Origin of the sequence: Nostoc sp., from assembly GCF_036917415.1 — a bacterium.
GTDB lineage: Bacteria > Cyanobacteriota > Cyanobacteriia > Cyanobacteriales > Nostocaceae > Nostoc.
Window position 1 is genome coordinate 35,953 of record NZ_JBALDJ010000021.1, and the last position, 15,033, is coordinate 50,985.

General features: G+C 42.9%; 7 protein-coding genes, 1 tRNA gene and 1 pseudogene. 4 read left to right on the forward strand and 5 right to left on the reverse strand.

Annotated elements, in window-relative coordinates; genetic code table 11:
• Positions 1 to 522 precede the first annotated feature (522 nt).
• Positions 523 to 2,148: a serine/threonine protein kinase gene (locus tag V7K41_RS02275; protein WP_334845529.1), complete on the forward strand. Its 1,626-nt coding sequence runs from the start codon at positions 523 to 525 to the stop codon at positions 2,146 to 2,148.
• A gap of 97 nt (positions 2,149 to 2,245) precedes the next feature.
• Here the strand turns inward: V7K41_RS02275 and V7K41_RS02280 are convergent.
• The 5 genes and pseudogenes from V7K41_RS02280 to V7K41_RS02300 form a co-directional block, all read right to left on the reverse strand.
• Positions 2,246 to 3,428: pseudogene (locus V7K41_RS02280) on the reverse strand (CapA family protein).
• Positions 3,429 to 3,637: 209 nt separating this feature from the next.
• Positions 3,638 to 3,722: transfer RNA gene (locus V7K41_RS02285), tRNA-Ser, on the reverse strand.
• Positions 3,723 to 4,161: 439 nt separating this feature from the next.
• Positions 4,162 to 4,599 carry a DUF6918 family protein gene (locus tag V7K41_RS02290; protein WP_334845530.1) on the reverse strand — a complete coding sequence of 146 codons (438 nt, stop codon included), beginning with the start codon at positions 4,597 to 4,599 and terminating at the stop codon, positions 4,162 to 4,164.
• Positions 4,600 to 5,154: 555 nt separating this feature from the next.
• Positions 5,155 to 8,508 carry an efflux RND transporter permease subunit gene (locus tag V7K41_RS02295; protein WP_334845531.1) on the reverse strand — a complete coding sequence of 1,118 codons (3,354 nt, stop codon included), beginning with the start codon at positions 8,506 to 8,508 and terminating at the stop codon, positions 5,155 to 5,157.
• A gap of 218 nt (positions 8,509 to 8,726) precedes the next feature.
• The gene (locus V7K41_RS02300; RefSeq protein ID WP_334845532.1) at positions 8,727 to 10,373 is read right to left on the reverse strand and encodes a mechanosensitive ion channel family protein; all 1,647 of its coding nucleotides are present in this window, start codon (positions 10,371 to 10,373) and stop codon (positions 8,727 to 8,729) included.
• A 388-nt stretch (positions 10,374 to 10,761) separates the two neighbouring features.
• On the opposite strand from V7K41_RS02300, the gene ahcY reads away from it, so the two are divergent.
• The 3 genes from ahcY (at position 10,762) to V7K41_RS02315 (ending at position 14,699) form a co-directional block, all read left to right on the forward strand.
• Positions 10,762 to 12,039 (forward strand): adenosylhomocysteinase, encoded by a 1,278-nt coding sequence (gene ahcY / locus V7K41_RS02305; RefSeq protein ID WP_334845533.1) that lies wholly within the window; start codon positions 10,762 to 10,764, stop codon positions 12,037 to 12,039.
• 397 nt (positions 12,040 to 12,436) lie between these two features.
• Positions 12,437 to 14,149: an ankyrin repeat domain-containing protein gene (locus V7K41_RS02310; RefSeq protein ID WP_334845534.1), complete on the forward strand. Its 1,713-nt coding sequence runs from the start codon at positions 12,437 to 12,439 to the stop codon at positions 14,147 to 14,149.
• Between the two features lie 274 nt (positions 14,150 to 14,423).
• Complete coding sequence (locus V7K41_RS02315) at positions 14,424 to 14,699, forward strand: hypothetical protein (RefSeq protein ID WP_334845535.1); 276 nt, start codon at positions 14,424 to 14,426, stop codon at positions 14,697 to 14,699.
• The last annotated feature ends 334 nt before the right edge of the window (positions 14,700 to 15,033 follow it).

Sequence of the window (15,033 nt, forward strand, 5' to 3'; positions counted from 1 at the left end):
CAGATATTCAATTGATGAATTTGGCTTTTAATAGCTTTTCTGAAAATGACTTTTATCAAATCCAAAAAATAGCTTTAGCCCATCTTCCGCTTTAGGCTTGCTGCACTCCCGCGTTATCATCTGAGAAAGATAAAACTGTTGTGCTCATGGGGAGGTCTTTCTCACTTCAGGAATTCCAACAACTAAATCATCCCGTAAAATAGACAGGCAAGAACCCTGCCCGTTGAAGGAGGCAGGAGGCAGCTATGCTGAAGGAACAATTGGGAAAGGATTCAGACCCCTCCCAATTGTAAGCGCCGTATAAACGGTGAGGTCTTAAACCCCTGCTCCCAAGGCGTCGCGGCAGGAGGTAGATAGCGCAGCGTTAGCGAGTCCGCGAGCGTCGGGCAGTTTTCCTCCTGCCTCCTGCCCTCTGCCTCCTGCCTTCCTTGATAAAAATATGGGAAAATTTTTGGGAAATCCCTCAAGACTCAGGACTCGCTACTTATCTGCTCGCTCAGGACTCAGGACTCAGGACTCTTTATGTTAGCAGGCACAATTTTGCAGGATGGAAAATATACCCTAATTCAAGAAATAGGGCGGGGTGGCTTTGGCATTACCTTTAAAGCTAGGCATCACTACTTGGGTCAGGAGGTGGTGATGAAAACCATCAACGAACGGCTGCGACAACATCCTGATTTTGCCAAATTCGAGCGCCAATTCCAAGATGAAGCCAGACGATTAGCTACGTGTATTCACCCAAATATAGTCCGAGTTAGTGACTTTTTTGTGGAAGCTGGACTGCCTTACATGGTGATGGAATACATTCCTGGTGAAACCTTGGGAGACGCATTTGTATTACCAGGGATAACTTTGCCTGAAGCCACAGCAATTCATTATATCCGGCAAATTGGGGCAGCGTTGCAGGTAGTACACAACAACGGTTTGTTACACCGCGATGTCAAACCAGATAATATTATTCTTCGTCAAGGAACACAGGAAGTAGTACTGATTGATTTTGGTATTGCCAGAGAATTTAATGGCGGTGTCAGACAAACTCACACAGGTCTGGTTTCTGAGGGTTATTCTCCCATTGAGCAGTATATGACGCAAGCGGCGCGTACACCCGCCACGGATGTTTATGGTTTGGCAGCAACTTTGTATGCACTGTTGACAGCCCAAGTTCCCATGCCAGCATTATTGCGCGATCGCGAACAAATGCCTTCCCCCCGCGAACTGCAACCACACTTGAGTGCTGCTGTCAACCAGGCGGTAATGCGTGGGATGGCGGTAGAGTCTCGTTTTCGACCAGCGACAGTTGCTGAATGGCTGCAATTGCTACCTGGAAATGAGGTGAATGGAACATCGCAAGTCTTACCCACTTACGCAGTGCCAACTGTCAATTTATCAGCCCAGCAAGCAGCAACTTTAATTGGGAAAACAGCCCAAAATTCTATTCATAAACCATCTGTGTTGGCGCAACCCAACCCAGGCATCGCCAAGGAAACCGTACTGGCTAAAAAGCTAGGATCGTCTAAGATATTTATTGGTATGGGTGTAGCCCTAGTTGCTGCTACAGCAGGTTTTGGGATCGCGAGTATATTACCCAAATCTCAGCAGCAGCCGACCGCCAAGCCGACTTTTCAACAGCCAACTCAAGAACCAGCCGCGAAAGCACCTAATTTTGATAGTACATCTTCACCCAGAGGTGAAGAGACTAACACTACCTCAAGAACGGAAACAGGACCTGGCTCTAATTCCAAGCGTCGCCGCAATCGTCGTTCTTCCCAAGAAGAATCTACCAGCAGCCCTACAAGAGAATCGCAACGCGGTAATTCCGAACAATCCACACCTTCACCTAGCGTTTCACCCACACCCTCCTCGCTACTGAAAAAACTACGGGCATTCCGAGATGAGCAAAATGCTTCCCCCGCACCATTGCCATTCCCACAAAATAACTTACCCGTTAAGAGTCAAAATCCTGCCTCCCCTCAACCCGTAAGTCCATCAAAACCTGTACTTATAGCACCAGCACCACCAACAAAATCCAAACAATCAGATCCTTCTGCTGTGGTAGTACCAACACTGGAAAACCAAAATTCACCGACTAATAGTCAACCCCAGAATATTCAGAAGTTTGAGGAAAAGCCACAAGATGACAATAACTAGTCAATTTGAAATTTTCAATTTGGGATTTTGGTGAAGCAGCGCGGTGAGTTTAGCACAGAGCTTACTCCTATTAACTAATTCCGAATTAGTAATTATTTTAGGAAGGATCGAGCCTAGTCTGTACAACAACTTCCCCCTTCTTATTAATCTTTACCGGATTTTTGGGAAAAGCTTGATTATTCAAATAACGCATAAGTCTCACAGTTTGAAAACTCCGATCGATATGAGGAATTCCCTGCCGATCCATCCGAACGGGAATAATTTTACTTGATACCAAATCTCCTGCTGAGTTGAGTTTGACTTCTAAAATCATTGAGTCACCTGTTTGGGCATTTTATAGATAAAGTCCGATATCCCAAAAAGTTTCCTAAAGAATAGGCAATGATTTTTCCCTTATAAATTTCCATCGCTCTGGGAACGTGAGGCCCATGTCCTAGTACTAAGTCTGCTCCTGCATCAATCATGTTTCGAGCAAACGCGATCGCATTACCTCGGTTTTCTCCATAAAAAAACTCTGTTTGATTCTTAACGTCTAGTGCCCCCGTTCCTTCCGCTCCAGCGTGCATCGATACTACTACAATATTGGCTTTATTTTTGGCTTCTGCCACAAGTGCTTTAGCTGCTCCTAAATTATGGATGGAATTATACATTTCATAAGGAGAAAACCCGACCATCGCTACGGGGATATTCTTAGCTTTCAAATAAAGAATTTGATTTTTATGACCTAATGTTGCAATGCCCACAGCCTGAAGATTTTTCATTGTATCTTTGAACCCTACCGGGCCAAAGTCCATTGCATGGTTATTTGCCATATTGAACACATTAAAACCAGCCTCAGCAAAAAGCTGGGCGTATGCAGGTGGAGAGCGAAAGGCAAAGACTTGTCCTCGACTAATATCTTTGGCAGTGTAGGGATAATTAGTTAGGCTACTTTCAAAATTACCAAACAAGATATCAGATCCTTGTAAGTGAGTTCTCACTGACTTTGGTAATAATTGATCTCGAAAGCGGGGTAATCTATAGTTAGGGAAATTAGTGCCGGGAATAATATCTCCAACGGCTTTGATGGTAATAGTATTTGGAAAGGTTTGTTGTTTTGTTGTTGATGGCGTAAGTTCAGGAATAGCTAATGGAAATCGCACAGGCTCAGTAGGTGTAGTAGCAGCGTTTAATCGCTGTGATTGCCCAAGCCGGATAATGACTCCTATACTAATACCCAGATATAAACAAATGCTGATCAGACTAAATGAGAATACTCGCCCCAAGCTGCGATCTACCATCGTTCACTCCTCACACGATGGCATTAGTTTATCCCAAAAATCTGTATTCCTGGTGTATATTTTAGTGCTTTTTAGCAAATATTTGACTACGTAAATATTAAGCGATAATCCTATCTCACTTGCAAATGAACAGACAAGTTGCTCAATATTCTTGTTAAAGGTAGGCAAATTTCAGCCACATTGTAGTAAATTTTCAGTAATTTTTTGAACGGAGAGGGGGGGATTCGAACCCCCGTTGAGTTTCCCCAAAACGCATTTCGAGTGCGTCACCATGAACCGCTCGGACACCTCTCCAACTATATTATTCAGACATTTGAGTATCTATTCTAGATTCAAATGCTATAAATTTAGGGAAATCTTGCTGGATTCCCATACTACTATAGCATTATCGCTTTTTTTGCGTAACGATACTAAAGCAAACGAAAATAGCTCGACAGTGGATTCCATTGACTTCATGTCGAACAACCAGAGAAATGAGTGAGAGCAAAAGCGTTAGGCAGTATTTTTAGATACTTTCTTGAGCTGGTCTGAACTGTATTGCTTTAGATGTGTATATTAAATTTGATGGGCAAAACTGAGCGAAAAATTATGCATCGCCGGATTAACATCACCTTGCCAGACGAGACAATTAAACTAATCGATCGAGTGATATAAAAAGGCAATTCTCCAGAAGAGACGCTGCGCGATCGATTAATCTAAAAGACGCGATTAATCGCGTCTCTACTTCTCTGGCTCAGACCTTAGTGTAATTATTGATTACTTTGGCTAAGTCTGGCACTGCTTCTTCTACGTACTTTTTGGCTGAACCGCGAAGTTTTTCATAAGTTCCTCGCACGATTTGGCGGTTTGAGTTCTTGACTCTCGCATCAGTAACACCCAGTAGTGCATCTGCTGTATCAGAGCGATTCGTACTCAGATATTCAACTGGGTCGCCTTTCTCTACGCCTTGACTCCAGATGGGATCGAGAGCTGTAAAGCATTGCGGTAATATCTGCTCAACGACATGGGGAATGTACCCTGGCTTAACCCCCTTTAAAGCAGCAAAGGCAGTTTTCAAAGCGATGCCGCTCATGCCTGATTTTGATGCAAGCTGTCCTTCAATCATGTTGCAACAATCATCTATGACCATAGCCTTTTTGGTCGGGTTCAAAAGTCCGTCGCTAAGTCCCATTTCACTCTTCCTTATCTAAGTACTTAATTTTTATTCGACTAATTTTTTTAGCAAGCAGGAAATTACAGAAAATGGTATCAGAGTTAGAGAATGTTGTGGAGAAGCTGATACGCTTTTAACCTGCATAGTTCAATAAAGAGGCAGTGGGCAGGGGGAAATGACCTCTTCCTGCTGCCGGGAATCAGAGCAAAACATAGGTCTGAATCCACCCACTTCTTTATAATATCAAGTCCGGTTAATCACTTATGATTACCGGATCTGTGCAAAAATCGGAAAAGTCTCTTTCCCCCTGCTCCCTGCTCCCTGCTCCCTGCCCCCTGCGGTCTAAATGATAAGTCTTTGACCGGACATGATATAAGTGGTTCTTGTACCCTACGGGAAGCTAGCGCAACAGGTGGGTTGAATCCCCTTTCTGTTTTGTCCCCTTTGCTCTCTTCCCCCTGCTCCCTTGCCTCTTTTTCAAATTGTTAGAAAGATGCAGGGATGACCAGAAGTCCCCTAACACTGGCAAGCATTTTCAGGTTATCTGCACTTTGCTAGGAGACTTAAGGGCAATTAGGTTATCCCATCCTGCTGAGACCTAAGTTGCGTTTCTGGCTGACTTGAGCTAGCAGGTAGAGCTTCATGTCTAGATCCCGAAGTTCCATTTGGAGAATCTGGAGGTTTTGAACCTCCCGATCGCTTCCGAGAAAATATAGACTGAGCCAGAGTCTTGATTAAAATGTACAGAATTGGCACTAAGAACAAACTTAAGAACGTCGAAAGCAGCAACCCCCCAAAGAGCGCTGTTCCTAAAGACCAACGGCTGCTGGCTCCAGCCCCTTGAGAGATCACCAAGGGCAAAAATCCTAACAGCGCTGCAAAGGAAGTCATTAAGATGGGTCGCAGACGTTCTTGCCCCGCTTTCACCGCCGCCCGTGTGTAGCTCATGCCCTGCTCATGCAGCTGATTGGCAAATTCCACGACTAAAATCGCGTTTTTCGCAGCTAGACCAATCAAAGTCACCAGACCTACCTGGCAATAGATATCATCCACGACTTTAGGAAAAAGGCTACTTGCCATGAAAATATTGGAACGTAGCCAAATTGCCGTCATTGCTCCCAAGACTGCTAAGGGAACCGTCAGCAAAATAATCAGCGGGTCAATGTAGCTTTCATACTGAGCCGATAACACCAGAAAGACAATAACGATCGCCAAACCAAAAATCAGACCTGTAGATCCCCCAGATGTCTTCTCCTGGAGATAAGTCCCTGTCCATTCATAACCAAACCCTTGAGGTAAAAACTCTGCTGCTAGTTTCTCCATCGCTTTAATCGCTTCTCCAGAACTAGCACCGGGAGCAGGAGCGCCCTGTACTTTGATTGACCTGTACAAGTTGTAATGCGAAATGGTTTTCGGCCCCACAAAGGGAGTAACTTTCACTAGACTGCTCAACGGAATCATCGCCCCATTTGCAGAGCGAACATACAGCTTGCCAATATCATCTGGATTAGAGCGGAAAACCCCATCTGCTTGGATATATACTCGATACTGTCGCTGTCCCTGTACAAAGTCATTCACATATTGCGACCCTAAGTAACTTTGCAACGCCCCAAAGATGTCGTTAATCTCAACATTGAGAGCTTTGGCTTGGTTACGGTTCACTTGGATGTCAAATTGGGGAGTGTCTGCGGTGAACTGAGTAAAGACTCGTTGTAGAACAGGATTTTTATTTGCCTCCCCGATGAACTTTTGAGCGGTATCAACCAGGGTTTGAATCGGCGCACTTCCGGTTTTGTCTTGAATGATAAACTCAAAACCACCCGTAGTACTTAACCCTCTAACCGGAGGAGCATTCACAGCGATCGCTCTGGCATCTGTAATTGCAGAGAGCTTTTTGTTCATCCTCTGAAGTATTCCATAGACAGACTGAGATTCTTGAGCTCTCTCTTTCCACGGTTTCAGGTTAGCAAAGGCAATGCCTAAATTAGAAGCATTCCCATCGAAACCAAAGCCACTGATCATAAAACTAGCTCTAACTTCGGGAAGCGATGTTACTTCTTTGACAACCTTGTTCATCACAGATTCGGTATATTTCAAAGAAACCCCGTCAGGTCCCTGGACAATTACAAAGAAGTAACCCTGATCTTCCTCTGGAATAAATCCGGTAGGCACTGCTCTGTACATCAAAACTGTTGCTAGTAAACCAGTGATAAAAACCCCAATTACAATCGGCTTAACATGGGTAAGGTAGCTAACAAACCCGACATAGCGGCGCGTGAACCAGCTAAATCCCCGATTAAACTGTGTAAAAAACCACCCTAAAGGGCCCCGTGGTGTCTGGGCTGGGCGCATCAGGATGGCTGCCATAGTCGGAGAGAAGGTTAAGGCATTGAAGGTCGAGATGCCAATGGAGCAAGCAACAGTTAACGCAAATTGTTTGTAGACAATCCCAGTAGTGCCTGGAATGAATGCAACTGGAATGAATACCGCCATGAGTACAAGTGAAGTGGCAATGATTGCCCCAGTCAACTCTTTCATAGCTTCAACAGCAGCATCAAAGGGCTTCATGCCCTCCTCTAGTTTGACTGCAACTGCCTCTACCACAATAATGGCATCATCAACGACGATACCGATCGCTAGGACGAAACCAAATAAGGTCAGTGTATTAATCTGAAATCCTAAAACCAACAGAGCCGCACATGTCCCAATCAGGGAAACGGGGATCGCAACAGTGGGAATGATCGTGGTCCGCCAGTCTTGCAAAAAGACAAAAATTACCAAGACCACCAGGATAATCGCTTCAACCAGAGTGTGTAGAACTTCTTCCAAAGAAATTTCTACAAATGGAGTGGTATCAAATGCCAACTGTGCTTTTAGTCCAGGTGGAAAACTCTTCGATAGTATTGCGATCTGCTCTTCAACAGCATGGGCAACTTGTAGGGCATTACTACCCGGAAGTTGATATATCCCCAAACCAACAGCTGGCTTGGGAGTATTTCCTGGTAGGGTGAATTTGGCATCAGCCAGATAGCTCTCTGCTCCCAGTTCAACTCGACCGACATCTCTGACTTTAACTAGGGTGCTATTAGCAATGCTATTAGTGGTGCTATTAGTGGTGCTATTAGTGGTGCTATTAGTGGTGCTATTAGTGCCACCTTGACTTACCTTTAGCACCATGTCTTCAAATTCAGCCGCATCTTTAAATCGACTGGTTGCCCGTAAAGCAAATTCAAAGCTTTGATTATCTGGTGCTGGTTCCTTACCAATCGCCCCTGCACCCACCTGAATATTTTGTTGTTGCAGTGCAGTTGTCACATCTTGAACAGTTAGTTGATGTTGAGCAAGCTTGTTGGGATCAAGCCAAAGACGCATAGCATATTTGCGCTCTCCAAAAATCGTGGCTTTTCCTACACCAGGAATCCGTTTGATCTGATCGAAAATATACAGATCGACATAGTTACTGATAAAAATGTTGTCGTACTCATTATTTTCTGAGTAAAACCCAAAGACGAGAAGGAGACTGCTCGATGCCGTTTCAACGGTAACACCTGTTTGTTGAACAATATCTGGCAGTTGAGGTGAAGCAAGTCCTTCTTTATTTTGAACGTTTACTTGAGCAATATCACTATTGACATTAGTTGGGAAGGAGACAGTTATATTGCTGGAACCATCATTACCCGTATTAGAAGATATATAAGATACATCTTTAACACCATTAATTTGTCGTTCAATAATGTTGGTGACAGTACTTTCTGTCGTTTGAGCATCCGCACCAATATTATTGGAGCTAACGGTGATTTGCACCGGAGCAAGGTCTGGTAGCTGAGAAATGGGAAGGATCGGAATACAGATGCTTCCCAGCAGCAAGATGATGAACGTGCAGACCGTCGTCAGGACTGGCCGTCTGATGAAGGTATTGACAAACATAAATCAAGCAATAGTTAGGAACGTAGTAGCTTTTTATTAATATAAGGATTTATTAAGGTTTAATGTTGGCGATCGCACAAGATTGGGGATTGGGGATTGGGGATTGGGGATTGGGGATTGGGAAGAGACAAGGAAGAAACTTCTCCCCTGCTCCCCTTGCTAGGAGAGGTCAGAATTTGGTCTAATCAACTGAAAAATGTGGTAATGAATCTAAATTTTTAATTAGTTTTGCCATTACTCGGAAAATTTAACAACTGATCGTCATTGACCCAAATTGCTTGTTGAGGCACAGAAATGGAAATTCCGGCTTCGTCTAGGGCAACTTTCAGGCGGCGGCGAAATTCCCGTGCGACATCCCATTGTTTGAGGGGCTGTGTTTTAATCCAGACACGAATAATCAAACCGCGATCGCCAAATTGATCTATTCCCAAAACTTGCGGCGGTTCCAAAATTTGACTCTGCCATTGCATTTCTTGATTCATTTTATCAGCAATAGCTGCAATCAACTTCAAAGCCTCTTCTGTATCGGCTTGGTAGGCGATGGGAATTGTTAAATCGGCTCGCGACCAACGACTAGAAAGATTGGCAACAACTTTAATTTCACCATTGGGAATTGTGATCAAGCGTCCTTCAGAATCCCGCAGTTGGGTCATCCGCAGATTCAGATTTTCTACTAAGCCTCCTACGTCTCCCACATTAATCACATCGCCTAAAGCATACTGGTCTTCTAAAATGATCAAGAAACCGTTAATCGCATCTTTAATTAAGTTTTGCGACGCCAAAGACAATGCAACACCAACTAAACTGGCACCCGCTAGTAAGGGAACGATATCTATCCCCAAGGATACCAGCGCTATTAAGAAACCTACTCCTACCCAGATAACAGTAGTGATACTTTTAGTTACACCAGAAAATGTGGAAACTCGCAGTTGCAGCCGTTCAGAACTTTCTGGAGTGAGGAAGGCACCACTGCTGATGAGAGTAGAGGCGAAGCGGTCAATCAGGGCGTAGGTCAAACGAATTGCTACATAGGTTGCCAGACATACGATACCTAATCGCAAAGGAAATTGGGCAGCTATGAGAATTGCTACCTGAAAACCTCGTGTATAAGGAAATAGACCCAAAATAAAGAAGCTTCCACCTCCCCAAATTCCGGCTTGACCGAGCTCAAATAATCGTCTCTTGGCTTCTTGGAGATGTTGCTGTTGCCGTTGATTTAGTTGTGTTGTAATTGCTTGATCTGCTGGTTTTGGGTAGTTGAAGAGTTCCCTTTGCGGTTGGGAGGCAATGGAGCGTTCTAAATCTTTTTGGGAACGCCGCTGCCAGCCATATAGCCCCAAACTGATAATCACCATTGCCACTCCGGTACCAGCAGCAATTTTACCTTGGTCGATTAGAGATGGAGTTTGTCTTTCTTGCTTTGCTTGTTGCAAGTCTTCTTGTAATGATTCGGCCACTTGATTTGCCGATGTCGATACATCTACCTGTCGCAGTGCAGCATCTTCAGAAGTAACAGTCATCAGATATTGACCGTTGACATAAATTACTGGTAATCCGTTGGCTTGGCGAACATCTACCTTAACTGCTGTTTTTGCTGGTGATTGAAAGTAATTTTGACCAATTTTCTCTAACTTCTTTTGAATATCTTCTGAACGCTCAGGAAAATTAGTTCTTGTTGCCGCTATTTGAAATAACCGACGACCATCTAAATAAATCCAGCCCGAAACAACTCTGTTATCTGAATCATTACTTACACTGCTAGGAGCTTGCAGTTGCGGTAAAAAAGGAATCTGGGCTGTGGCTTTTGGCACAGATACAACGCCTATGGCCATTGAACTAGCGATCGCCAAAAATTGAAAACGCACTCAAATACCTCCTTGAATCAAATCTACTAGTGACTACTTCTATAACTATCCTCCGCAATAACTTTGAGTAGATGTACCTATCTAAAGTTGAGGTTTTGCCTTTAGACGATGAAATTTTGCTGTTTTTTTGTCATCTGTCTAAAGATAGATGACAATGTACTTAAAATCAGCAGGTAAGGCTGAGAAGAGTCTTACCCTTACCAAAGATAAAACAAAAAGGAAGAAGCTGGGGAGGAAGTTGACATTCTGCCGATCAAACGTCAAGCTAGTCCTGAAGACTATTGGCTAGTGATTTGCTTTCATCCAAGCAAAAATCGCCAGTAGTAGAATAACCTAGTAGAGTGCGTAAACTTTACGTAGTTTTTTTAATTTTTTGAGGTAACTTTTGATGACCGCAACTTCTCCCCGATTAAAGCACGAGGTTAAAGACCTCGGCCTAGCTGCCTTGGGAAGACAGCGCATTGAATGGGCTGGACGCGAAATGCCAGTTTTGCGGCAAATTCGCGATCGCTTTGCTATCGAAAAGCCCTTCGCTGGTTTACGCCTTGTAGCTTGCGCCCACATTACAACAGAAACAGCACATTTGGCGATCGCCCTGAAAGCCGGTGGTGCAGACGCGCTTTTAATTGCTAGTAACCCCTTGTCAACTCAAGATGACGTAGCCGCTAGTCTCGTCGCCGATCATGAAATTCCCGTCTTTGCCCAAAAAGGCGAAGATAACGCAACTTATAACCGCCACGTCCAAATAGCTTTAGATCATCGCCCCAACATTATTGTTGATGACGGTAGCGATGTAGTTGCAACTTTGGTACAAGAACGCCAACACCAAATTGCTGATTTGATTGGTAGCACCGAAGAAACCACCACTGGTATTGTACGGTTACGTGCCATGTTTAGAGAAGGCGTACTCACCTTCCCCGCAGTCAACGTCAACGATGCTGATACCAAGCACTTCTTTGATAATCGCTATGGTACTGGGCAATCAACCCTAGATGGCATTATCCGCGCCACCAATATTTTGTTGGCTGGAAAGAACGTTGTCGTCGTCGGTTATGGCTGGTGTGGTAAAGGTACAGCCCTCCGCGCCCGTGGGATGGGTGCTAACGTCATCGTCACCGAAATCGACCCCATCAAGGCAATTGAAGCCGTAATGGATGGCTTCCGCGTCCTGCCAATGGCTGAAGCTGCACCCCAAGGTGATATTTTTGTCACTGTGACTGGTAACAAGCACGTCGTTCGTGGCGAACACTTCGATGTCATGAAAGATGGTGCGATCGTTTGTAACTCTGGTCACTTTGACTTGGAACTTGATTTGAAATACTTGGCTGCACAAGCTAAAGAAATCAAAGAAGTTCGTCCTTTCACTGAAGAGTATAAGTTGAAAAATGGTAAATCAGTTGTCGTTCTTGGACAAGGACGCTTGATTAACCTAGCTGCGGCTGAAGGACACCCCAGCGCAGTAATGGATATGAGTTTTGCGAACCAAGCTTTGGCTTGTGAATTCCTGGTGAAGAATAAGGGTAAGTTGCAACCTGGTTTGCACTCAATTCCTGTTGAAGTCGATCAAGAAATTGCTCGTTTGAAGTTGCAGGCTATTGGTATCACGATTGATAGCCTAACAGCAGATCAAATTGAGTACATCAATTCTTGGACTTCAGGAACTTGATACATTGATTAATTAATTGATTTTTTAGGGATAGGTTTTGGGCTTATCCCTTTTTTTTGGGTTTCGCGCAAAGACGCGATGAATCGCGTCTCTACAAATGGTCTATTTGTTGCATTCTTTTTTCAAATTAGTATTACTTAAAAAATTAGTTAAGATAAAATTTAAATTATTAGACCTCTTGCATAAATCACAAAATTAAGGGGTGAAGTGTTAGGCAATACGGTTCGCTTAAGGTTTTTTGATAAAAATTCTAGATCGCAAAAATGCTATAAATTGCCGTATATACGAAAGACTGATTATTGTAGAGACGGCGATTCATTACGTCTCTTGCCTTAACCGAACTTTTGCAAGATATCTAACGCCGATAATTTATATCAGAATTTAACTGAGAAAATTTATGCAAAAAATTCATATTTATGTACAGCAAGGCAATATGGCAGGAGTCGCACGCAAACTAGCCAATGGTGTTGATATTGATTGCATAGAAAAGCATTCCCTCCAAACACCATTAATGTGTGCGGTTAGTAGCCCTACAGTAGGTATGGATATGATTCACTTCCTCTTGGAACATGGCGCGAATGTGAATGCTGTTGTCAAGCAAAACACCGTACTTGGGTTGGCTGTGCAGTCAGGAAATCTGGATAAAATTCAATTGATTCTAGATGCTGGAGCAGATATTAATTATCAAAACCCAGACGGATATGATGTCTTAATTAATGCTATGCATGGTCGAGATATCTTGCAGGATCAAAACTTAATATCAATTTTAAATTTACTCATCTCTAGAGGTGCTGCTGTCAATGGCATTAGTCGCTATGGTGAATCTGCAATTAAAGTAGCTGCTCATATTGGAAGATTTGATGCTGTCAAATTATTATTGAACGCGGGTGCTAACTCAGAGCAACTGGGATGGACAGAATTAATGCACGCTATAGTTTTTGGGAGCTTAGAGCAAGTAAAGTTATTGTTAGAGCAAGGAGCAGATCGAGATGTGCGTGATTGTTGGTATAGAACCCCTTGGTTATTGAGTATTCAAATGGGTGAACTACCTAAAGCCAAATTACTCCTAGCTGCGGGAGCAAATTACAATGATGCGGGAAACTGCGGAAAAACGCCGTTAATGTATGCGATAGAAGACAATAGGCTGGAAATTCTAGAGTGGCTAATTGCAGAGGGATTGGATATTGAAGCCACTGATGATTTTGGTAACACTGCGTTAATAATTGCAGCAGAGTATGGTGCTACTGATTGCGTCAGAATTTTACTAGAAGCTGGCGCAAACCCCAGCAGAATCAATCATTGCAATGACAAAGCCATTAAGATAGCGACAAAGAAAGAAATCATCAAAATGTTAATTGCAACTGGTGAAGATGTGAGCAATATTAACAATGATATGCGGCGATCGCTCACCGGAATTGCCAACAGCAAATTCTCACTATCAGAATTATTACCAGAGCAATATTTTACTGGCAAACATCCGCGTTTTGGCAAAACCAATCCAGAATTGATGAAAATACCTTTTTGGCAGGTGATGATTTATGAAGGTTGTTCTGCTTATGACGCACAAAATACTTTTAAAGATACAGGAAATCGGCAATATAAAGTATGGTGCTATGACCGATTTGGCAGAACCATTACACAATTACTAGATGGCAGAATTGTAGAAATCGCTGGTGAACATGAAGATTACTATGATTCTAATTTTTGTATATATAACGATGTTGTAGTTTATCAAGGTGATGGTAGTTTTCAGATTTTTGGTTATCCCCAAGATGTTTTTGAGCCAACTGATTTTCATTCAGCTACATTAGTTGGAGAATACATATATATTATTGGCAGTTTAGGATATTGCGGTACAAGAATCTATAATGAAACCCCAGTTTATCGATTAGATATTCACACATTTGAAATAGAAAAAGTAGAAACAACTGGTGAGAAGCCAGGATGGATCAGTAGACACAAAGCTTACTACAAAGAATCAGCTAAAATTTATATTACTGGCGGTAAATTGTGTGTAATTGGTAATGAAGAATCAGAAAATTATATAGAGAACTCTGTGGATTACGTCTTAGATTTAATCGACTTAACTTGGAATCGCGCTACTGTTTAAATATAAATCTATCTCTGACTACTTTTGATCGTTCAAACCAGTCCCAATAAAACGAGTTTCAAAAGCCTTGCATGAAAATATTCTAGGGACTGGGATTTTTACTCAGCATTGGCTCAACACCGCGCTACCGCTAACAGCACTCAGCACTTTCCAGTCAGATTCTGTGAACGATTACCTTTTAGTGTGGAGTTTTTGATGAAATTTTTCGACAAAATGTTTCGGATTTTCTGATAACTTACTGTATTCTGGGATATCCTACCTTGTGGAGAGCCAAATGATGACTATGAATATGCAACGACTCATCAAAAAAACATCTAACCCAATTCGCAAGAAAACAGAAGTAACTCCATCATCGACTGAACCCATTGAGATGCCTGAGAGTCAAGATATTCCTGAATCGGTGGTTGAACCAAATCCACCTGCGTACATCGAAGCATCCGAATCGGACTACATCTGGGAACACTATCGCCCTTTGCGCTCCGTTGGTAACTCTGGCTGGCAACCGTCTGATGTGTGGCGCGAGTTGAGGGTTGATAATTTCTGCGGGTGAGTAATATTAACGCAGAGAGCCATTCGATTTATTGCTGAATAAAATTATACGTTTGTGTAATATCAAGTCCGGTTAATCACTTATAATTACCGGATCTGTGCAAAAATCGCAAAAGCCTCTTTCCCCCTGCCCCCTGCGGTATAAATGATAAGTCTTTGACTGGACATGATATAAGTCCTGCTGAAATGTAATTCCTCAGCTACAGCAATAAAGTAGCTCAGGTATCGTAGTCCTATATTTTTGACACTTTATAAGTCTCAATTTTAAATAAATATATATTGGACATCTCAAAAAAGGCTACATATCATACTCGTACAGAGATTTGATTGAGGCC

Coding starts and splice junctions, on each gene's coding strand:
- V7K41_RS02275 (WP_334845529.1), top strand. CDS start 523: ATGTTAGCAGGCACAATTTTGCAGGATGGAAAATATACCCTAATTCAA.
- V7K41_RS02290 (WP_334845530.1), bottom strand. CDS start 4,599: ATGGGACTTAGCGACGGACTTTTGAACCCGACCAAAAAGGCTATGGTC.
- V7K41_RS02295 (WP_334845531.1), bottom strand. CDS start 8,508: ATGTTTGTCAATACCTTCATCAGACGGCCAGTCCTGACGACGGTCTGC.
- ahcY (WP_334845533.1), top strand. CDS start 10,762: ATGACCGCAACTTCTCCCCGATTAAAGCACGAGGTTAAAGACCTCGGC.
- V7K41_RS02310 (WP_334845534.1), top strand. CDS start 12,437: ATGCAAAAAATTCATATTTATGTACAGCAAGGCAATATGGCAGGAGTC.
- V7K41_RS02315 (WP_334845535.1), top strand. CDS start 14,424: ATGATGACTATGAATATGCAACGACTCATCAAAAAAACATCTAACCCA.